The following is a 20,267-nucleotide window of genomic DNA, read 5'->3' on the forward strand; positions in this document are numbered from 1 at the left end:
ATGGAAGATCCTCGTCACGCACAAGGGCCTGCTAATAACGTCCTCGGCATCGGCCAGCGTATTTTAACGACGCTGGTCGGGATTGCCGAAACGCGCGTCCGGCTGGCAGTGGTCGAACTGGAAGAGGAGAAAGCGAACCTCTTCCAGATGCTGCTGATGCTCGGACTGACCATGCTCTTCGCCGCGTTTGGTCTGATGAGCCTGATGGTGTTAATCATCTGGGCCATTGACCCGCAGTATCGACTCAACGCGATGATTGCCACGACCGTCGTTCTGCTGGTCGCGGCGTTGATTGGCGGCATATGGACACTGCGTAAAGCACGCAAGTCCACTTTCCTGCGCCACACGCGCCAGGAGCTGGCTAACGATCGCGCCCTGCTGGAGGATGACAAGCCGTGAGCGATAAAGCGGAACGTCAGAAGCGAAAAGCGTACCTGTTAAGTCAGATCCAGCAGCAACGGCTGGATCTGTCTGCCAGCCGCCGTGACTGGATCGACGCGACGCGACGGTTTGACCGTGGCTGGAATACCTTCCTGAGCCTGCGTTCATGGGCGCTGGTCGGCAGCAGCGTGATGGCTATCTGGACGGTTCGTCATCCGAATATGCTCATCCGCTGGGCCCGACGCGGTTTTGGTGCCTGGAGCGCCTGGCGTCTGGTGAAAGCGACGTTGCGACAACAGCAGCTGCGGTGATAAACGCAAAACGGTAACCCTGGTTACCGTTTTTTTTCGCCCTCTCCCCGTGGAAGAGGGTTGGGGTGAGGGAACCAGCGCGCACCTGGCCTTACTCAATATCTTTGAAGAAGATTGACAGTTTTCCTTGCTAACAATTGCCACCCGCCCCGTTTATTATCCTCTCCATCGACAGCAGAGCCGCGGTATCTACCCGGAATTGCAGACAAATAATGTTCAGCCGCTGATGTGGTTTCCTGGAGAGTAAAATGAAAAAATTAGAAGATGTTGGTGTACTGGTCGCACGTATTCTGATGCCAATTCTGTTCATCGTGGCAGGCTGGGGCAAAATCACCGGATATGCGGGTACTCAGCAATATATGGAATCCATGGGCGTTCCGGGGTTCCTGTTGCCACTGACTATTCTGCTTGAGTTCGGCGGCGGCCTGGCGGTTCTGTTCGGCTTCCTGACTCGCACCACTGCGCTGTTTACCGCAGGCTTTACCCTGCTGACCGCGTTCCTGTTCCACAGCAACTTTGCGGAAGGCGTGAACTCACTGATGTTCATGAAAAACCTGACCATCGCGGGTGGCTTCCTGCTGCTGGCTATCACAGGTCCAGGCGCATACAGCATCGACCGCCTTCTGAATAAGAAGTGGTAAGCACGCTATACTGATTGAATCCAAAGCGAGGAGATATCTCCTCGCTTTTGCTATCTGACGGAGGAGAAAAAATGGGACAACTCGTAGACGGCGTCTGGCAGGATGTCTGGTATGACACTAAATCCACCGGAGGACGCTTTAAGCGCTCTGTTTCGGCCTTCCGTAACTGGCTGACCGCCGACGGCGCGCCTGGCCCAAGCGGCGAAGGCGGCTTCGCGGCGGAGAAAGATCGTTATCATCTGTACGTTTCTCTCGCCTGCCCGTGGGCACACCGCACGCTGATTGTGCGCAAGCTTAAAGGGCTCGAATCTTTGATTCCGGTTTCGGTGGTCAACCCGCTGATGCTGGAAAACGGCTGGACGTTCGACAGCGATTTCCCCGCCGCGACCGGTGATGACCTGTATCACCACGATTTCCTTTACCAGCTCTACCTGCGCGCCGATCCGCACTACACCGGACGCGTTACGGTGCCGGTGCTCTGGGACAAGAAAAACCAGACGATCGTCAGCAATGAGTCCGCGGAAATCATCCGCATGTTTAACACCGCGTTTGACGCGCACGGTGCCCGCGCCGGAGATTATTACCCGGTCGAGCTGCGGGATAAAATTGACGAGCTGAACGGCTGGATTTATGACAACGTTAACAACGGCGTCTACAAGGCCGGTTTCGCCACCAGCCAGGAAGCCTACGACGAAGCGGTCGGGAAAGTCTTTGAATCCCTGGAACGGCTGGAGCAGATCCTCGGCCAGCACCGCTATTTAACGGGCGATCGCCTGACGGAAGCGGATATCCGCCTGTGGACCACGCTTATCCGCTTCGATCCGGTTTACGTCACCCACTTCAAGTGCGATAAACACCGCATCAGCGATTACATGAACCTGCACGGTTTCCTGCGCGACATCTACCAGATGCCAGGGATCGCGGAGACGGTCGATTTTGACCATATTCGCACCCACTACTTCCGCAGCCACAAAACCATCAACCCAACGGGCATTATTTCCGTTGGCCCGTGGCAGGACCTGGATGAACCGCACGGGCGCGACGTTCGTTTTGGATAAATACGGAGGGCATCAACAGATGCCCTTTTTTAATTCACAATCTCCATCTATCCTTATCTCGATCGCTTAAAAAACAAGTGATTGACCGATTATTGAGGCAAGGAAAAAATGGACTGGTATTTAAAAGTACTGCGCAACTACATTGGATTTGGTGGCCGCGCCCGCCGCAAAGAGTACTGGATGTTTGTTCTGGTGAACTTCGTCCTGATTATGGTGCTGGGCATCGTGGATAAAATTCTCGGATGGGAGCGCGCCGGCGGTGAAGGCGTACTCACCACGATCTATGGTTTATTGGTTCTGCTGCCTTCATGGGCCGTGCTGTTTCGTCGTCTCCACGACACCGACCGTTCGGCATGGTGGCTGCTGTTGCTGTTGATCCCGCTTGTCGGCTGGATCGTGATTTTGATTTTCAACTGTCAGAGCGGGACGCCGGGCGAAAACCGCTTTGGTCCGGATCCTAAGATCGGCGCGTAAATTCCTGCCCGGTGGCGCTTACGCTTACCGGGCCTGTACGCTTATTTGTTGTGATGCGCAAAGAGCTTAGGTATTTCTCGCAAACACCACGATTTGGCTTCGCCCATGCTGTCGCGGCGCCACGCCATAATAATGTCCACTTCGCTGGTATACTCCGGGCTCACAACCCGCAGTCGCCCTTCCGCAATATCTTTCTCCACAAACGGATACGGCATCGTCGCCACGCCCAAACCGGCCAGCAGCGCCTGCCTTTTGTCTTCCAGTGACGTGACCGTCAGACGAGGCTGTTTATCCAGCAGCTGAACCGTCAGCACCGGACGCTCACGCGCGGTATCCGCCACCGCCACGCCGCGATACTTCACGCGCGTGACCTCAGAAAGCGGTTCCGGCTCCTGATGAATCGGGTGATCCGGCGCGGCAACGTAGACGTTCATGACGCTGTAAAGCTTGCGGGAGTTGATTTCCGAGGATGAGCGGAAGTGCATATCTGGCGCAATGACGATATCCGCCCTGCCCGTCTCCAGACGCTCCCACGCCCCGGCCAGCACCTCGGTGATGATCGACAGTTGCGTGTTGGCCTTCGCCGCCAGGCGGTCCACCAGTGGGAACAGCGCTTCAGTGGGCACCAGCGCTTCGGTGACTAACGTCAGATGGGTTTCCCAGCCGCGCGCCAGCGCTTCGGCGTCCGTGGTGAGCTTGTCTGCTGCTTCCAGCAGCACGCGGCCGCGCTCCAGCAGCATTCGGCCCACGTTGGTGAATTTTGTTCGATGACCGGAGCGATCAAAGAGCACGACGTCCAGCTCTTCCTCCAGTTTTTGCATGGTGTAGCTCAGCGCAGACGGAACGCGCCCCAGTTCATCTGCCGCCGCGGCAAAACTGCCCCGCCGGTCAATCGCGTCCATGACGCGCAGCGCCTCAAGCGTCAATGCTCTCTCTTTAGCCATCTCGTTCTCATTCAGGAAATTTGAACATACCGGGCAGAATATCTGGCTAACAATGCAGCGTCCATACCTTTACCATTGTTTTAGTGTAAAGAGAGGTCAAGTTTATGATTACGACAAGAACAGCTAAACAGTGCGGACAAGCCGATTTTGGCTGGCTGCAGGCCCGCTACACCTTTTCCTTTGGACACTATTTTGACCCGAAACTCCTCGGTTACGCTTCACTGCGCGTATTGAATCAGGAAGTGCTCGCCCCGGGCGCGTCCTTCCAGCCGCGTACGTACCCGAAAGTCGATATCCTGAACCTGATCCTGGAAGGCGAGGCAGAATACCGCGACAGCGAGGGCAATCATGTCCAGGCAAAGGCTGGCGAAGCATTGTTGATTTCCACGCAGCCGGGCATCAGCTACAGCGAGCATAACCTCAGCAAAGACAAAACGCTGACCCGCATGCAGCTGTGGCTGGACGCCTGCCCTGAGCGGGAAAACCCGCTTGTGCAGAAAATAGATCTGAAGGGCGATAAACAGCAGCTGATTGCGTCACCTGACGGCAGCAAAGGCAGTTTACAGCTACGTCAGCAGGTGTGGCTGCACCATATCGAGCTGAAAAAAGGTGAACAGGCGAGCTTCCAGCTGCACGGTCCGCGCGCCTATTTGCAGTCCATTCACGGTACGGTGCACGCGGTGACGCACACGGAAGAGAAAGAAGCGCTGACCTGCGGCGACGGGGCGTTTATTCGTGATGAAGCGAATATTACCCTGGTGGCGGATACGCCGCTGCGCGCGCTACTGATTGATTTGCCGGTTTAAAGAACGCCCTCACCCTAACCCTCTCCCACAGGGAGAGGGAACCGATAGAGCCCTGAACTCGCTACACCTTACTCGCCATAATCTCAATAATCTGCCGGTCCGTGGCCTGCATTGCGCGGCACGCCAGCGCGCACAGGTTGGCGATCGACTGCTCCACGTCGTGCGCCACAATGCCCTCGTTGCCCGTCACGGCAGTATCATCCAGTGCCATCATCACGGCTTTCCAGGCGCTGCTGACGCTGGTTGAAACCTTCATGGCGCAGCTGTTAGACGCCCCATCGCAGATCGTCCCGCTGACGTCACCGATCATACTGCCGATCGCCATAGAAATGGTCTGGTAAGAACCGCCCATCAGCCACGCCATCCCCGCCGCAGCGCCCATCGCTGCCGTTGTCGCCGCACAGAGTGCGGACAGGCGCGGAAGCTGATAATGAATATAGATCGCCGACAGATGCGAGAGCATCAGCGCCCGCGCCAGCCGTTCATCACCAGCCTGAACGTGCTCAGCGACTACCACAACCGGCATGGTGGCGGCGATCCCCTGATTCCCTGAGCCAGAATTGCTCATCGCTGGCAGCGTCGCGCCCCCCATACGGGCGTCCGAGGCCGCGCTGGTGCGGATAACAATGTCTGAACCCAGATCCTGCCCCATCCATCCGCGTGAGCGCTGTTTACTGAGCGTCGCGCCAATGTGCAGACCCCAGCTGCCGCTTAAACCTTCACGGGAGAGCGCATCGTTCAGACGCCCCGCATCGAGAATGAAGCGGATCGCCTCGAATGGCACCTGCTCCACAAACTCAAGGATCTGCGAGAGCGTGGTATTTGACAGAACAGCCAGCGGATCGTTACTTACCTCGGCCTGCCGATCGTCAAGCCTGAAGCGCGTTTCGCCCTGACAGACCACCTCCACCACGCGGGTATGCCCACCCGCGATGGTCACCATGGCCGAAGCCTCTCCGGCGTAAACGCAGGCACGCGAGTAGAGGATCTCCTCGCACGGCTCCTGCAATTTCACCTGCACCAGACCAGCGTTAAGCATTGCTTTGGCGCGCGCCAGCGCATCGGCGGTGACATCTTTCAGCACCTCCAGCCCCGCCTGCGCATTGCCCCCCATCGCGCCCAGCGCAGCTGCAATGGGCAACCCGACCATGCCGGTGCCCGGCACCGTTACGCCAAGCCCGTTCTTCATCAGATTCGGCGATACCCACGCCTCAATCTTCGTGACGTCGCCAGGCAGTTGCTCTGCGGCAATCGCACAGGCCAGCGCCAGAGAAACGGGCTCGGTGCACCCCAGCGCAGGCTTAACTTCTTCCTGCACTACGCGAATAAATTGATTCCATAAAGGATGAGTTTGCTTAGACATCGTTACGACCTTAATTACCCTCAGGAGAATGCGAGGAAAGGAGAAACACAAAGCAGCAGTCCGGTGATGACGATTATCACCAGCGATACGCCTTTATACTTATGCAGGGCCGGGACCTTGTAGACCAGCCATGCAGGGATCAGGCAGCCCACCATGCCAAAGATAGGGCTACAGATGGAGGTGAAGCTCAGCACCGGCGCGTTTAACACGATCGCGCTCCAGGCCAGCAGGATAGCGAACAGCATAATCCCGCGCTGGACGGCATTTTCATTGATTTTCTCTGCCGGCATTTTGCGGCGCAGGATGTTCATGACGATCCCCTGCGTGGCCTCGCGGAAGCCGAGGTAGACGCCGAAAAACGCGGTCATCACAGCAAAAATATTGAGGATCACGCTGACGATTTTGACCCAGCCCGCGCCGTCACCGCTGATAAACTGCGCCGCAATCGCCAGAGCCGAAATGTTCTGCTCGTAGGCTTTGACCGCCTCGTCATGCCCCATCGCTAGCGTAAAGGAGACGGCGTAGAAAAAGACCGTCACAAACAGCACGCCAAAGGCAATATTCATCGCCCGCAGCGCTTTATGGCGCGCCACCTCAACGGACTTTTCCCGTGAACGATACGAAATCACCATCGGGCTTAAGGTCTGAATAAACAGAATGGAAGTTAAGGTAAACGGCAGCGTGATGATGGCGTTTTTAATCAGCAGCCCCATCGGCGGCAGCATGCCCACGTTGGCTAAATGCCAGAGTCCAATCATCGTAAGACCCAGCGCGGCAACCACGAATAATTTGGTCAGCACCATCAGGCTGGAAACTTTAAACAGCAGCTTTTCACCGCGCGACGAAATAGCGACCAGAATGCAGATCAGGAATAAGCCGTAAAACGGGTTTTCCGAGAGCAAACCGTCGGTCACGCCGAAGGTATGCAAATACGAGGCGCTGTCGTTGGTGATAGCCGTGGAATAGACGAACATCCAGATCACCAGCATCACGAAATAGAGCGCGCCTAATAAGATGCCCCAGTTTTTACCTAAATAACCGCTAATCACGCTCGGGTAGTCTTTACATTCCGGGGATTCCGCCAGCGTATTAATAAATAATCGCTGGAAGAGGTACATGGCCGGATAACCAATAATCGACGAAAGTAAAAAGACCCACAGCCCCATTAATCCCACCTGAACCGGGAGAAAAACAATCCCCGCGCCGATAGCCATCCCGATACTCATGATGACCCAGCCCGTGTCGGTGCTGTCGAATTTAATCGCCTCTCGCCACTCGCTTTCGCTCATTCCCGCCCGCCTTGCCGCAGGGGAATCACTCACAATCACACTGCTGTTTGTTGCCATATTCATGGGGCACTCGCTTATTTTGTAGGGTAAACAGTTGTTTTTATTAGGTTCCGATCGCCAGCGATTGCGATTCAGAGAGCAGCAGGTGTTTATATTTGGTGTGAGAAAATCATAGCCGGAGCGAGGGAGAAAAAAGTCACAACTTTAATATGGATTTTCTGACGCTGGAGGAAAAGTTGCTACCTGAGGATTAAAAGAGAAGGGTATTTTCTAAATGTGACGACATTCACGAAATTAAAAGCCTCCCCAAAGGAGGAGGCACAATGGCAATCTGAATTACATAGCCTGCGTAAACGTTCGCGAAATCACATCCTGCTGCTGCTCCCGCGTCAGGGCGTTAAACCGCACCGCATACCCTGAAACGCGGATCGTCAGGTTCGGGTAATTCTCAGGATGCGCAATGGCATCGAGGAGCATTTCCCGGTTCATGACGTTGACGTTCAGATGCTGCCCGCCCTCAATGGACGCTTCGTGATGGAAATACCCGTCCAGCAGCCCGACCAGGTTGGTTTTACGCACCAGCTCATCCTTGCCCAGCGCCTGCGGCACGATGGAGAAGGTGTAGGAGATCCCATCTTTTGCATAGGTGAACGGCAGTTTGGCCACCGACGTTAGCGAGGCCACCGCCCCTTTTCTGTCGCGACCGTGCATCGGGTTCGCGCCAGGCGCAAACGGCGTGCCGCCGCGGCGTCCGTCCGGCGTGTTGCCGGTCTTCTGGCCGTAGACCACGTTGGAGGTGATGGTCAGGATCGACTGGGTCGGCACCGCGTTACGGTAGGTTGGCAGCGTCTGAATTTTCTTCATAAAGCGCTCCACCAGGTCGCAGGCGATGCTGTCCACGCGATCGTCGTTGTTGCCATACTGCGGATAGTCCCCTTCTATCACGAAATCGACCGCCAGACCGGTGTGGTCGCGCACCGGCTTCACCGTGGCGTATTTAATGGCCGAGAGAGAATCCGCCGCCACCGACAGCCCGGCAATGCCGCAGGCCATGGTGCGATAGACGTCCCGGTCGTGCAGCGCCATCAGCGAGGCTTCGTAACTGTACTTGTCGTGCATGTAGTGAATGAGATTCAGGGCGCTGATGTACTGCACCGCCAGCCAGTCCATAAAGTGATCGAGGCTCGCCATCACGGTGTCGTAATCCAGCACGTCGTCCAGCAGCGGCTCGGTTTTCGGGCCGACCTGAATCTTCAGTTTTTCGTCCACCCCACCGTTGATCGCGTAAAGCAGCGTTTTGGCGAGGTTGGCGCGCGCGCCAAAGAACTGCATCTGCTTGCCGATCACCATCGGGCTGACGCAGCAGGCAATGGCGTAGTCGTCGCTGTTGAAGTCCGCACGCATCAGATCGTCGTTCTCGTACTGCAGCGAAGAGGTGACGATCGACACCTGCGCGGCGTATTTCTTGAACGCGATCGGCAGCTGTTCTGACCAGAGGATCGTCAGGTTCGGCTCCGGCGCAGGCCCCATGGTGTGGAGCGTGTGCAGGTAGCGGAAGCTGTTTTTGGTCACCAGCGTGCGTCCGTCCAACCCCATGCCGCCGATCACTTCCGTCGCCCAGATCGGATCGCCGGAGAAGAGCGTGTCGAACTCCGGCGTGCGCAGGAAGCGCACCATGCGGATCTTCATGATGAAGTGGTCGATAAGCTCCTGGGCCTGGACTTCATTCAGCCGCCCTGCCTGCATATCGCGTTCGATGTAGATATCGAGGAACGAGGCCGTGCGCCCCAGCGACATCGCCCCACCGTTCTGGGATTTTACTGCGGCAAGGTAGGCAAAATAGACCCACTGCACCGCTTCCTGGGCGTTCATCGCCGGACGTGAGATATCAAAGCCGTAGTTCGCCGCCATCTGCTGGATCTGCAGCAGCGCGCGCTTGTGCTCCGCCAGCTCTTCACGCAGGCGGATCGTCGCCTCCAGATCTTCACCGCGCTCCAGCCTGCCCTGCAGATCGGCAAACTGCAGCTCACGCTCGCGCACCAGATAAGCGATCCCGTACAGCGCCACGCGACGATAGTCGCCGATGATGCGTCCGCGCCCGTAGCCGTCCGGCAGACCGGTCAGCACGCCGGATTTACGGCAGCGCATCATCTCCGGCGAATAGACGTCAAATACGCCCTGGTTGTGGGTTTTGCGCAGGTCGGTAAACAGGTACTCGAACTGCGGATCCATCTCCCGACCGTAGGCTTCGAACGAGCTGCGGATCATATTGATCCCACCGTAAGGGTGCAGCGCACGCTTAAGCGGCTTATCGGTTTGCAGGCCGACGATCGTCTCCAGATCCTGGTCGATATAGCCAGGCCCGTGGGCCGTAATGGTGGTGGCAATGTTGGTGTCAAAATCCACCGGGGCATGGGTGGCGTTCTCCTGGCGAATGCCGACCATTACCTTCTGCCACAGCGCCGTCGTTGCTGGCGTCGCCTGCGCGAGAAAAGCTTCATCGCCTTCATAAGGGGTGTAGTTATGCTGAATAAAATCGCGGACGTTAACGGCGTTTTTCCATTCTTCACCGCGAAACCCGGCCCATGCGTCGCTGTAGGGCGCGACGCCCGTATCGATAGTTACTTTCATGTGATTCTCGCTTTATCAGGCGTAAGCCGCGGCCGGAGTAACCTTCCCAAGACGGAGGGCGTCCAGCGCGATCATTTTTTCTTCGTTGGTAGGGACAACCGCGCAGACCACGCGGGAGGTATCGGTGCTGATGATGCGCTCACCCGCGCTGCCCGGCAGGGCGTTTTTGGCGTCGTCGAGGTGGATGCCGAACACTTTCAAATGTTCCGCCACCAGCTCACGGACGAGCGTCGAGTTTTCGCCAATGCCGCCGGTAAAGATCAACCCATCCAGACGGTGCAGCGACGCGGCGTGACCGGCAATATGCCGCGCAATGCGGTGAACAAAGGTGTTTATTGCCAGCTTCGCCCGCTCATTGCCTTCGTGCCAGGCTTTCTCCAGTGCGCGTAGATCAGAGGAGATGCCGGATATACCCAGCAATCCGGACTCTTTGTTGACCACGCGCTCCAGGTCCTCTAAGGACTGGCCGGTCTGCTGGGCAATCCACGCCATCGCGCCGAAGTCAACGTCGCCGCAGCGCGTACCCATCACCAGCCCTTCCAGCGGCGTCATACCCATTGAGGTATCGACGCTTTCGCCGTTGCGCACCGCGCAGATAGACGCCCCGTTGCCGAGATGGGCGATCACCAGGCCGCTGTCATCGGGGGACAGCCCGAGAAGCGTATGCGCCTGCGCGGCCACGTAGCGGTGAGAGGTGCCGTGAAAGCCGTAACGGCGCACGCCCAGCTCTTCAAAATAGCGGTACGGCAATCCGTACAGATACGCCTGCGGCGGCAGCGTCTGGTGGAAGCTGGTGTCAAACACTGCCACCTGCTGCACGCCGGGGAACAGGCGCTCTGCGGCTTCCACGCCGCTCAGGTTGGCGTAGTTATGCAGTGGCGCCAGCGGGGAGACCTGGCGGATCTGCGCGACCACCTCTTCCGTGATCAGGGTCGACTCGCTGAAGAGGTCACCGCCGTGGGCAATGCGGTGGCCAATCAAGGCCACGCTGCTCATCAGGTCGCGTTTCTCCAGCTCCAGGGCGATGGCAGCCAGCGCCCCTTCGTAGTCCTGGTGAGCCAGTCTGGCCGGCTCCCCCCCGTTCACGGAAATAAAGGCCTTCCCGGTGTTGATCCCATCTGCAATGCCCGTCATCAGGGCATCGCAGCTTGCTGCATCCAGCACCGAAAACTTAACAGAGGACGATCCGCAGTTAATAACCAGTACTACCGGAAACTCAATCATCATATGACTCCGCTCTTCCTGAGCTTTGGGTTAGAACAGTTTGTAAACGATATTCAGAATGGTCAGCAGGCCCACAACCGTGACGAAGATGTTCTCGGGTTTGCCCTTATATTTCGCCATGGCTGGCGCTTTGCGGATGGCGTACATCGGCAGCAGGCACAACAGAGAGGCGATGATTGGCGCCCCCATGGCTTCAATAAGGTCCAGAATGTTCGGGTTGGCGTATGCCACAACCCAGGTGGAGCCCATGATGAAGACCATGCTGATGGTGTTCAGCTTGCCAACAGAGACTTTCTTCTTATCGCCCTTGTAGCCAAACTTGAGGATCAGGCCGTTCAGCCCTTCCAGGGTGCCCAGGTAGTGGCCGAAGAAAGATTTGAAGATCGCGACCAGCGCGATGATGGAGGCACCGTATTCCAGTACCGTCGCGAACGTCGATTTGGTTCCGGACATCGAGGCAAAATGGTTCGCCAGGTAGGAGAGCACCGGAATGTTCTGCGCCTTGGCGTCCGCCATGTTCTGCGGAGAGAGCGTAAACAGGCAGCTAAAGGCGAAGAACATCACCACGGCCACCATCAGCAGGCTGGCGCGACCGATGATTCTGGAACATTTCTGCTCGGTGAACTCTTTACCGAACTCAGGTTCGTACTCTTCGCGCTTGGAGACCACGAACGAGGAGACGATAGGCGAGAAGTTAAAGGAGAAGACCATGATGGAGATACCCAGCCACACCGTGACCAGAATGCCGTCATGACCGGTGAAGGCGATATCGCTCAGGTTGACCTGGTCGATCACCGCCGAGTTCCAGTACGGGATCAGCGACAGGGAAATCAGCACCAGGCTGGCGATAAACGGGAACACCAGGAAGCTCATGACCTTCACCATCAGGTCTTTACCAAACCAGATAACAAAGGCCATCAGCAGCAGCAGGAACAGCGCGACAAAGCCACGGTTCAGCGCGGGCAGCTGGAGCTGGTTTTCCCAGAAGGTCATAAAGGTGTTGGTAATGGTGACGCCGTAAATCCACAGCAGCGGGCAAATGGCGAAGAAGTAGAGGAAAGTGATCACCACCCCGCCGGTCTTCCCAAAGTGCTCTTCCACCGTTTCGGTGATGTTGCCGGAAACGTTGCTGCCGGACAGACACAAACGCGCCAGCGCGCGGTGGCAGTAAAACGCAATCGGGAACGCGAGAACCAGCATCAGCAGGATAGGGATCAATCCACCAAAGCCTGCGCGAATGGGGAAGAACAGCACGCCCGCGCCAATGGCGGTACCAAACAGGCCAAGCGTCCAGGTAGTATCAGACTTACGCCAGGAGGACGTTTTGGACTGGCCAACGATAATGCTTTCTGTGTTGCTCATAGGTCACCTTTATGCGTCAACGAAGCCGGTAATTTGGGAAACGCGGGAGAGATCGATATTGCCGCCGGAAATAATGCAGACGGTTTTACGGCCCTGAATATAGTGGTCAAGCTTGCCGCTTAATAATGCCGCGCAGGCCAGCGCACCGGCGCCTTCCGTCACCACTTTATTTCGCTGAATAAGGGCAATCATGCTGTTGCGAATATCGTCTTCGCTCACCAGTACAATGTCGTCGACCAGTTCACGAACAATTTCGAAGGTTAATTTACCCGGACGAGACACATCGCAGCCGTCAGCTAACGTGCCGGTAACGCGATGGTTGGTTATTTCTCCGGCCTGATACGATGCGGCCATTCCGTGAACGTTTTCAGACTGTACGCCGATAATATTAATGGTCGGGTTGATGGATTTAATCGCCGTGGCAATCCCGGCAATTAATCCGCCGCCGCCGATAGGGACAATCACGTTATCCACGTCGTACAAATCTTCGAGAATTTCCAGGCCGATGGTGCCCTGGCCGGCGATCACTTTCGGATCGTCATAAGGCGGGATAAAAATGCGCCCTTCCATCTCGACGATTTCGCTCACTTTGGCGATGGTGTCGTTGAAGTTTTCGCCGTGCAGCACCACCTCTGCCGAGTAGTCGCGCGTCGCGGCGACTTTGGATTTCGGTGCGCCCATTGGCATCACCACTTTGCCGTCGATACCGAGCATCGCACAGGAGAGCGACACTCCCTGCGCGTGGTTTCCTGCGGAGCAGGCGACGACGCCTTTGCGTTTTTCAGCATCGGTCAGCGAGCTTAATTTATTAAACGCACCGCGAATTTTAAACGAGCCGGTACGCTGCATGTTTTCAAACTTGAGGAATATCTCACCTTTACACCGTTCGCTGAGATAATTTGAGCGCGGCATGCCGGTTTTATAGATTTTTCCTGCCAGTCGCTTTCTGGCATCCTGTATATCTTCAATGGTTACCGGGAGATCGTAAGTAATGTGCATAATGTCCTCGTTATAATAATTCATTGTTTTCAGGCAAAGTCAGGGTATCAGAGCGTTAAAAAGCGGCGCCCCGGGTGTTTTAAAGCGTGATTATTTTTATCGTCGTCTTTCGATATTCATCGAAGAATATTGTTTTGCCAGTTCGACTAAAACTGATGCCGATTTTTTAATCCTGTAATTTTTTGACCATACGGCGGCATAACGCGCCACGGGTAATTCATCTTCCACTGGCAGCACAATAAACTGGTCCGAGCCGAAAGGCGCAATCATATCGCGCGGAATCACCGTGAGATAATCGGCATTCAGGACAAGGTTATAAATGGTGACGACGGAATCGGTCTGGACGATGTTTTCAATGCTGATGTGGTTGTCTTGCAGGGTGGTCAGGAGTTCTTTGTAGTAGCCCATATCGGTTTGCGGCATCACCCACTGCTCGTGCGTGAGCGATGCCAATGTCGTCGGGCCGGTGCACGTTCGTGATTTACTGGCGACCAGCACAAACTCGGACTCGAACAGCGGCTCGACGTGCAGATCCTGCAACAGCATTTCATCACTCAGCGTGCCGATGGCAAAATCCAGCCGACCGTCGCGAATGGCCGGAAGAAAAGAGGAGAGCTGGGCTTCATACATGGATACGCGTGCTTTCGGGAACACTTCCCTGAATTTTTTGATCATCCCGGACAGGAAGGTGAAACCAATCAGCGACGGATAGCCAAAGGAGACGTCCATGACGGTGCTAAAACTGAGGCTGTTAATCTCGCTCACCATGTTTTTCATCTCGCGGGTGATCGACTCAGAGTACGAGAGCAGAACCTGGCCCGCGGCAGTGAGTTTTACGCCGGTGTTTTTACGTACCATCACTTCCACGCCGAAGTAGGACTCAATATCGCTGATGATTTTGCTGACGGCGGGCTGCGTCAGGCCCAGCTGTCTTGCGGCAGAACCTATGGAGCCACTTTTAATGACTTCCTGAAATACCACGAGGTGCTGTGTTTTCGGTAGAATAATAGTGTTCATAATATTCTGCGCTTATTTCCCTATGACGGGGTGGATTCTACTCAATAATGTTTCAAGGGGTATGTGCTGTTACTCACAATTTGCTTTTTCACACTATTCACATGAATAATCAAAACCCTAAAAAGACTTTACTAACAATGAGATGAATGCATCAAGGCAGACCATTACGCTGATATTGATCAACAAAAACAGGAGTAATAAATTTATTTTATGGCAATAACCTTGATAAATTTTCCTGCATTAAAAAAATCAATAAAGACGATCTTTCAGGCAATTAAAGGCCAATAAATAACCGTTATTCAGTTGAAACATTCTTTCAAATTATCAAATTCTGCAGAGGCTTTTTGGCCAGCTTTTGATAAAGAGTGGAACAGGTCACACATTCACAGCCTGAATGTTTTTGATTTCAATATATCCATATCAACCAGGAAAACATTCAGGATCATACAGATAACAATCATAACAAATTGACAATACTGTAAATTCACTGTTTTTCAGCGTGAAATTTTGTGATGGAGATCGTCTGCAGATTCAGGATAGACATTGAAGGGATAAAAACAGTGAAATGTGCTTAATGTCGCAAATATGAGAATTGATGTCGTTTGTCCGGTGCCGGTTGCCGCTTCGCTTACCCTGACCTACAATCACAGAAAGCAAAAACCCCGCCGAAGCGGGGTTTCCTGAGAAGTTGAAGCTGACCGATAAGCCGGGTTCTGTCGTGGACAGTCATTCATCTAGGCCAGCAATCGCTCACTGGCTCAAGCAGCCTACCCGGGTTCAGTACGGGCCGTACCATGTGAACCCCTATTTGGCCTTGCTCCGGGTGGAGTTTACCGTGCCACGGACTGTTACCAGCCGCGCGGTGCGCTCTTACCGCACCCTTTCACCCTTACCTGATCCCGCTTGCGCGGGCCATCGGCGGTTTGCTCTCTGTTGCACTGGTCGTGGGTTTCCCCCCCAGGCGTTACCTGGCACCCTGCCCTGTGGAGCCCGGACTTTCCTCCCCTCCGCCCGTCTCCCCCGAAAGGGACGACGACGAAGCGGCGACTGTCTGGTCAGCTTCGGCGCGCAGTATAGAGGGTTTGCGCGCCGCTGTCACCCTCAGGTGCGGGTAAGATGCTATTAACGCGCCACTTCCACCTTCGCCAGTTTTTCGTAGTAGCACGCAATCGCGCTGTGATCGGCCGTGCCCAGGCCATCGGCACGCAGCGCCTGCATCATCTCCATGACCGCAGCGGTCAGCGGCAGCTGCGCACCCACGCCGTGAGAGGTGTCCAGGGCGTTCGCCAGATCTTTAATGTGCAGGTCGATGCGGAATCCCGGCTTGAAGTTACGGTCCATCACCATCGGCGCTTTGGCATCCAGCACGGTACTGCCCGCCAGGCCGCCGCGAATAGCCTGATAGACCAGATCCGGATTGACGCCCGCTTTGGTTGCCAACGTCAGCGCTTCAGACATGGCGGCAATGTTCAGCGCCACAATCACCTGGTTCGCCAGCTTGGTGACGTTGCCCGCACCAATATCTCCGGTATGCACCACGGATCCCGCCATCGCTTTCATCAGGTCATAGTATTTGTCGAACACGGCTTTATCGCCGCCCACCATCACCGACAGGGTGCCGTCGATGGCTTTCGGCTCGCCGCCGCTGACGGGCGCATCCAGCATGTCGACGCCCTTCGCTTTTAACGCCTCGCTGATTTCACGGCTGGCAAGCGGGGCGATAGAGCTCATATCAATCAGCACCAGGCCGGGCTTCGCCCCCTCGATGATGCCGTTCTCCCCCAGCGCAACCTCTTTGACGTGCGGGGAGTTTGGCAGCATGGTGATGATGACATCGCACTGCTCGGCAATGGCTTTAGCGGTGGTGGCCGTTTCCGCACCCGCCGCCATCACCTCCGCCACAGACTGCGAATTATGATCGGATACCACCAGTGAGTAACCCGCTTTGATGAGGTTCTTACTCATTGGTTTACCCATGATCCCAAGACCAATAAAACCCACTTTCAGCGTCATAATCTGTTTCCTCAATGATGGTTATTTTTTAAAAGCGTCCGCTAATTTCTGCGTCGCTGAGCGGAACACGCCGAGGTCGCTGCCGACGGCAACAAAGGTGGCCCCCCACTCCAGGTAGCGACGGGCATCTGCCTCAACCGGCGCCAGAATGCCGCACGGTTTACCGTGCGCTTTGGCGCGGGCAAAGATGTGCTGGATTGCGCGCTGCACGTCAGGATGGCTGGCGTTACCCAGATGACCAAAGGCGGCAGCCAGATCGCTTGGGCCGACAAAGATACCGTCCACGCCGTTTGTGGCTGCAATCGCGTCGAGGTTATCAACGCCCTGCTGGCTCTCGATCTGAACCAGAATGGTGATGTTGTTATTGGACTGAGCGAAGTAGTCCTTAACGGTGCCAAACATGTTGGCGCGGTGCGAAACGGAGACGCCGCGGATCCCTTCCGGCGGATAGCGCGTTGAGGCCACGGCCAGCGCCGCCTGTTCTTCGGTTTCCACAAACGGGATCAGGAAATTGTAGAAACCGATATCCAGCAGACGCTTGATAATCACCGGATCGTTAGTGGGCACACGCACTACCGGGGCGCTGGGGCTGCCTTTCAGCGCCATCAGCTGCGGAATAAAGGTGCTGATATCGTTCGGCGCATGTTCGCCGTCCAGCACCAGCCAGTCGAACCCGGCCAGGCCCAGCACTTCGGTGCTGATAGGGTTTGCCAGCGCGGACCAGCAGCCAATCTGAATCTGGTGCGCCGCAAGAGCCGCTTTAAACGTATTCGGGAAGATATCGTTATTCATCTCATATACCTTTTTAATTCCGCAGTTTTAGCCCGTATTATTCATTTCGAAACAGATTCTTTTTATATTTATTTCTCTGACTGAATGTTGGCGCAATAAAATCGTCATTCAGTATAATCGGCTCTGTGTGACATCACATTGTCTTAATGCTCAAGTATCACGCTGCATCTCAACGCTATTTTGAGCATACGCACAAAGCAGTGGGCGCTAATGCACAGAATCAAGGATTAGTCCGCCTGAAACGATCGCGATCACATTTTCACTTTTCCCGTCCTGACATGCTTTATTTCTTCGATAAGAAAACGATTATCCAGGAGCTATATTTCATAGCTGAAACTTTGCCGGAGAAAAGTGAATAATGGCCGATATTGCAATTAGAGAGGCATCGCCGACGGCGTTTTATATTAAGGTTCACGATACGGATAACGTGGCGATTATTGTCAACGACAATGGCTTAAAAGCAGGCACCCGCTTCCCGGACGGGCTTGAGCTGATTGAGCACATTCCGCAGGGACACAAGGTCGCGCTGGTCGATATTCCTGCCCACGGTGCAATCGTCCGTTACGGTGAAGTCATAGGCTATGCGGTACGCGCTATCCCGCAGGGTAGCTGGATTGAGGAGTCGCTGGTTGAACTGCCCAAAGCACCGCCGCTGAATACCTTGCCGCTGGCTACCCGTGTTCCTGAACCGCTTCCTCCGCTGGAGGGCTATACCTTCGAAGGATACCGCAACGCGGACGGCAGCGTGGGAACCAAAAACCTGCTCGGCATTACCACCAGCGTGCACTGCGTGGCGGGCGTGGTGGATTACGTAGTGAAAATCATTGAGCGCGATCTGCTGCCGAAGTACCCGAACGTCGACGGCGTGGTGGGTCTTAACCACCTGTACGGCTGCGGTGTGGCGATCAACGCGCCAGCGGCGGTCGTGCCGATCCGTACCATTCACAATATCGCCCTTAACCCGAACTTTGGCGGCGAGGTGATGGTGATTGGTCTCGGGTGTGAAAAATTGCAGCCAGAGCGCCTGCTGCAGGGCACCGAAGATGTCAAAGCCATCCCGGCTGACGAGGCCAGCATCGTGCGCCTGCAGGACGAACGCCACGTTGGCTTCCGTTCGATGGTCGACGATATTCTTCAGGTGGCGGAGCGTCATCTGGACAAACTCAACCGCCGCCAGCGCGAAACGTGCCCGGCATCGGAACTGGTGGTGGGCACTCAGTGTGGCGGCAGCGATGCCTTCTCTGGCGTGACGGCTAACCCGGCGGTGGGCTATGCGTCCGATCTGCTGGTGCGCTGCGGCGCCACGGTGATGTTCTCCGAAGTCACCGAAGTGCGTGACGCCATCCATCTCCTTACGCCGCGCGCCGTTAATGAAGAGGTGGGGAAACGCCTGCTCGAGGAGATGGCCTGGTACGATAGCTATCTCGATATGGGCAAAACCGACCGCAGCGCCAACCCCTCTCCGGGCAACAAGAAAGGCGGTCTGGCAAACGTGGTGGAAAAAGCCCTCGGTTCGATAGCTAAATCCGGCCAGAGCGCGATTGTGGAAGTGCTCTCTCCGGGCCAGCGGCCAACCAGGCGCGGTCTGATCTATGCGGCTACGCCTGCCAGCGATTTTGTTTGCGGCACCCAGCAGGTGGCGTCCGGCATTACGGTACAGGTCTTTACCACCGGGCGCGGTACGCCGTACGGCCTGATGGCGGTCCCGGTGATCAAGATGGCGACCCGCACCGAGCTGGCAAACCGCTGGTATGACTTAATGGACATCAACGCGGGCACCATTGCCACCGGGGAAGAGAGTATTGAAGACGTGGGCTGGAAACTGTTCCACTTTATTCTGGACGTTGCAAGCGGGCGGAAGAAAACGTTCTCGGACCAGTGGGGGCTGCATAATCAGCTGGCGGTGTTTAACCCGGCACCGGTGACGTGAGTTTGCTGTAAACCTCGCTTAGCATGGCTTCGGCCATGCTTTTTTTTCTTTCATTTCTTTCGCATTCTTACCTTTCGTTTCGATTCTTTCATTTTTAAGATACCAATCACAAAATAACATTCCGAAACCCTATACTCTCTTTCGCATAAACAAAACGAAAGGTTTCGGAGGAAAGATGTTCATCATCTCGTCGAAAGCGATGCTGTTAAAAGCACAGCGCGAAGGGTACGCCGTACCGGCATTCAATATTCATAATCTCGAAACGCTGCAGGTGGTCGTTGAAACGGCCTCTGAGATGCGCTCCCCTCTGATCGTCGCGGGTACGCCAGGTACGTTTAGCTATGCCGGAACCGGGAACGTGGTCGCCATCGCCAGCGATCTGGCCAAAACGTATAACCAGCCACTGGCGATCCACCTCGATCATCACGAAGATTTCGACGATATCGCGCAGAAAGTACAGAGAGGGGTCCGCTCTGCAATGATCGACGGCTCTCATCATCCGTTCACTGAAAACGTGGCGCTGGTGAAGAGAGTGACAGACTACTGCCACCGCTACGACGTTAGCGTGGAGGCTGAACTTGGCCGTCTTGGCGGTCAGGAGGATGACCTGGTCGTCGACAGCAAAGACGCGCTTTACACCAACCCGCAACAGGCACGCGAATTTGTTGAATTAACGGGTATCGACTCATTGGCCGTCGCCATCGGTACCGCGCACGGCCTCTACACTGCCACGCCGAAACTTGATTTTGAACGTCTGGCAGAGATCCGCAATCAGGTCGATATCCCGCTGGTGCTGCACGGCGCTTCAGGTTTATCTACGGCCGATATCCGTCAGGCCATTCGCCTCGGTATCTGCAAGGTCAACGTTGCCACAGAACTCAAAATCGCCTTCTCGAATGCGCTGAAAACCTATCTCGCTTCACATCCCGAAACCAGTGACCCGCGACATTACATGGTGCCCGCCAAACGTGCCATGAAAGAGGTGGTGCGCAAAGTCATTAACGATTGTGGTTGTGAAGGAAAACTCTAAAG

Annotated in this window: 18 protein-coding genes and 1 other RNA gene; 8 read left to right on the plus strand and 11 right to left on the minus strand. The window is 55.6% G+C overall.

All coding sequences use genetic code 11. The features are described 5' to 3' along the window. The 5 genes from AB8818_RS12255 (at position 1) to AB8818_RS12275 (ending at position 2,865) form a co-directional block, all read left to right on the plus strand. Positions 1-399, plus strand: a complete 399-nt coding sequence (locus AB8818_RS12255; protein ID WP_014885329.1) for a phage holin family protein — start codon at positions 1-3, stop codon at positions 397-399. Then, complete coding sequence (locus AB8818_RS12260) at positions 396-692, plus strand: YqjK-like family protein (RefSeq protein WP_014885330.1); 297 nt, start codon at positions 396-398, stop codon at positions 690-692. Before AB8818_RS12255 ends, AB8818_RS12260 begins: the two co-directional genes overlap by 4 nt. A gap of 248 nt (positions 693-940) precedes the next feature. Then, the gene (locus AB8818_RS12265) at positions 941-1,333 is read left to right on the plus strand and encodes a DoxX family protein (RefSeq protein ID WP_116342196.1); all 393 of its coding nucleotides are present in this window, start codon (positions 941-943) and stop codon (positions 1,331-1,333) included. Between the two features lie 71 nt (positions 1,334-1,404). Continuing rightward, a complete protein-coding gene (locus tag AB8818_RS12270; protein ID WP_116342199.1) occupies positions 1,405-2,391 on the plus strand; it encodes a glutathione S-transferase family protein in 987 nt (328 codons plus the stop codon). Positions 2,392-2,499: 108 nt separating this feature from the next. Further along, the gene (locus AB8818_RS12275) at positions 2,500-2,865 is read left to right on the plus strand and encodes a DUF805 domain-containing protein (protein WP_061096989.1); all 366 of its coding nucleotides are present in this window, start codon (positions 2,500-2,502) and stop codon (positions 2,863-2,865) included. 41 nt (positions 2,866-2,906) lie between these two features. Here AB8818_RS12275 and yhaJ read toward each other — a convergent pair whose 3' ends face one another. Next, on the minus strand, positions 2,907-3,809 hold the full coding sequence (gene yhaJ, locus AB8818_RS12280; protein WP_003862655.1) for a DNA-binding transcriptional regulator YhaJ: 903 nt from the start codon (positions 3,807-3,809) through the stop codon (positions 2,907-2,909). A gap of 104 nt (positions 3,810-3,913) precedes the next feature. Here yhaJ and AB8818_RS12285 point away from each other — a divergent pair, with 104 nt between their 5' ends. After that, positions 3,914-4,615 carry a pirin family protein gene (locus AB8818_RS12285; protein WP_006812078.1) on the plus strand — a complete coding sequence of 234 codons (702 nt, stop codon included), beginning with the start codon at positions 3,914-3,916 and terminating at the stop codon, positions 4,613-4,615. A gap of 61 nt (positions 4,616-4,676) precedes the next feature. Here AB8818_RS12285 and AB8818_RS12290 read toward each other — a convergent pair whose 3' ends face one another. The 10 genes from AB8818_RS12290 to garL form a co-directional block, all read right to left on the minus strand. After that, positions 4,677-5,978: a serine dehydratase subunit alpha family protein gene (locus tag AB8818_RS12290; protein ID WP_192983887.1), complete on the minus strand. Its 1,302-nt coding sequence runs from the start codon at positions 5,976-5,978 to the stop codon at positions 4,677-4,679. Positions 5,979-5,998: 20 nt separating this feature from the next. Continuing rightward, the gene (locus AB8818_RS12295) at positions 5,999-7,330 is read right to left on the minus strand and encodes an amino acid permease (RefSeq protein ID WP_192983884.1); all 1,332 of its coding nucleotides are present in this window, start codon (positions 7,328-7,330) and stop codon (positions 5,999-6,001) included. A gap of 273 nt (positions 7,331-7,603) precedes the next feature. Continuing rightward, a complete protein-coding gene (gene pflB / locus AB8818_RS12300; RefSeq protein ID WP_192983882.1) occupies positions 7,604-9,898 on the minus strand; it encodes a formate C-acetyltransferase in 2,295 nt (764 codons plus the stop codon). A 15-nt stretch (positions 9,899-9,913) separates the two neighbouring features. After that, a complete protein-coding gene (gene tdcD / locus AB8818_RS12305; RefSeq protein ID WP_192983910.1) occupies positions 9,914-11,122 on the minus strand; it encodes a propionate kinase in 1,209 nt (402 codons plus the stop codon). 30 nt (positions 11,123-11,152) lie between these two features. Continuing rightward, positions 11,153-12,484: a threonine/serine transporter TdcC gene (gene tdcC, locus AB8818_RS12310; protein WP_116342210.1), complete on the minus strand. Its 1,332-nt coding sequence runs from the start codon at positions 12,482-12,484 to the stop codon at positions 11,153-11,155. A 9-nt stretch (positions 12,485-12,493) separates the two neighbouring features. Next, a complete protein-coding gene (tdcB, locus tag AB8818_RS12315; RefSeq protein ID WP_096217841.1) occupies positions 12,494-13,483 on the minus strand; it encodes a bifunctional threonine ammonia-lyase/L-serine ammonia-lyase TdcB in 990 nt (329 codons plus the stop codon). Between the two features lie 96 nt (positions 13,484-13,579). Then, positions 13,580-14,500 (minus strand): transcriptional regulator TdcA, encoded by a 921-nt coding sequence (tdcA, locus tag AB8818_RS12320; protein WP_163329732.1) that lies wholly within the window; start codon positions 14,498-14,500, stop codon positions 13,580-13,582. Positions 14,501-15,186: 686 nt separating this feature from the next. Continuing rightward, positions 15,187-15,563, minus strand: an RNA gene (gene rnpB, locus AB8818_RS12325) — RNase P RNA component class A. 59 nt (positions 15,564-15,622) lie between these two features. Continuing rightward, positions 15,623-16,513 carry a 2-hydroxy-3-oxopropionate reductase gene (gene garR / locus AB8818_RS12330; RefSeq protein ID WP_116342215.1) on the minus strand — a complete coding sequence of 297 codons (891 nt, stop codon included), beginning with the start codon at positions 16,511-16,513 and terminating at the stop codon, positions 15,623-15,625. 21 nt (positions 16,514-16,534) lie between these two features. Then, positions 16,535-17,305, minus strand: coding sequence for a 2-dehydro-3-deoxyglucarate aldolase (garL, locus tag AB8818_RS12335; protein ID WP_116342217.1), 771 nt, complete (start codon positions 17,303-17,305; stop codon positions 16,535-16,537). Positions 17,306-17,663: 358 nt separating this feature from the next. Here garL and garD point away from each other — a divergent pair, with 358 nt between their 5' ends. Together garD and AB8818_RS12345 are read left to right on the plus strand one after the other, a co-directional pair. Further along, the gene (gene garD / locus AB8818_RS12340) at positions 17,664-19,235 is read left to right on the plus strand and encodes a galactarate dehydratase (protein ID WP_163329734.1); all 1,572 of its coding nucleotides are present in this window, start codon (positions 17,664-17,666) and stop codon (positions 19,233-19,235) included. 175 nt (positions 19,236-19,410) lie between these two features. Beyond that, positions 19,411-20,265, plus strand: coding sequence for a tagatose bisphosphate family class II aldolase (locus tag AB8818_RS12345; RefSeq protein WP_116342223.1), 855 nt, complete (start codon positions 19,411-19,413; stop codon positions 20,263-20,265). Positions 20,266-20,267: the final 2 nt, after the last annotated feature.

The sequence above is a fragment of the Enterobacter sp. KB-280D8 genome (genome assembly GCF_041399405.1).
GTDB classification, from domain to species: Bacteria; Pseudomonadota; Gammaproteobacteria; order Enterobacterales; family Enterobacteriaceae; genus Enterobacter; species Enterobacter cloacae_N.

What these genes read in the sequence shown, in the direction of transcription:
- garD (WP_163329734.1), top strand. Translation starts at nt 17,664, where the DNA reads ATGGCCGATATTGCAATTAGAGAGGCATCGCCGACGGCGTTTTATATT.
- AB8818_RS12275 (WP_061096989.1), top strand. Translation starts at nt 2,500, where the DNA reads ATGGACTGGTATTTAAAAGTACTGCGCAACTACATTGGATTTGGTGGC.
- garL (WP_116342217.1), bottom strand. Translation starts at nt 17,305, where the DNA reads ATGAATAACGATATCTTCCCGAATACGTTTAAAGCGGCTCTTGCGGCG.
- pflB (WP_192983882.1), bottom strand. Translation starts at nt 9,898, where the DNA reads ATGAAAGTAACTATCGATACGGGCGTCGCGCCCTACAGCGACGCATGG.
- AB8818_RS12345 (WP_116342223.1), top strand. Translation starts at nt 19,411, where the DNA reads ATGTTCATCATCTCGTCGAAAGCGATGCTGTTAAAAGCACAGCGCGAA.
- tdcD (WP_192983910.1), bottom strand. Translation starts at nt 11,122, where the DNA reads ATGATTGAGTTTCCGGTAGTACTGGTTATTAACTGCGGATCGTCCTCT.
- garR (WP_116342215.1), bottom strand. Translation starts at nt 16,513, where the DNA reads ATGACGCTGAAAGTGGGTTTTATTGGTCTTGGGATCATGGGTAAACCA.
- tdcC (WP_116342210.1), bottom strand. Translation starts at nt 12,484, where the DNA reads ATGAGCAACACAGAAAGCATTATCGTTGGCCAGTCCAAAACGTCCTCC.
- AB8818_RS12290 (WP_192983887.1), bottom strand. Translation starts at nt 5,978, where the DNA reads ATGTCTAAGCAAACTCATCCTTTATGGAATCAATTTATTCGCGTAGTG.
- yhaJ (WP_003862655.1), bottom strand. Translation starts at nt 3,809, where the DNA reads ATGGCTAAAGAGAGAGCATTGACGCTTGAGGCGCTGCGCGTCATGGAC.
- AB8818_RS12255 (WP_014885329.1), top strand. Translation starts at nt 1, where the DNA reads ATGGAAGATCCTCGTCACGCACAAGGGCCTGCTAATAACGTCCTCGGC.
- AB8818_RS12270 (WP_116342199.1), top strand. Translation starts at nt 1,405, where the DNA reads ATGGGACAACTCGTAGACGGCGTCTGGCAGGATGTCTGGTATGACACT.
- AB8818_RS12295 (WP_192983884.1), bottom strand. Translation starts at nt 7,330, where the DNA reads ATGAATATGGCAACAAACAGCAGTGTGATTGTGAGTGATTCCCCTGCG.
- AB8818_RS12265 (WP_116342196.1), top strand. Translation starts at nt 941, where the DNA reads ATGAAAAAATTAGAAGATGTTGGTGTACTGGTCGCACGTATTCTGATG.
- tdcA (WP_163329732.1), bottom strand. Translation starts at nt 14,500, where the DNA reads ATGAACACTATTATTCTACCGAAAACACAGCACCTCGTGGTATTTCAG.
- AB8818_RS12285 (WP_006812078.1), top strand. Translation starts at nt 3,914, where the DNA reads ATGATTACGACAAGAACAGCTAAACAGTGCGGACAAGCCGATTTTGGC.
- tdcB (WP_096217841.1), bottom strand. Translation starts at nt 13,483, where the DNA reads ATGCACATTACTTACGATCTCCCGGTAACCATTGAAGATATACAGGAT.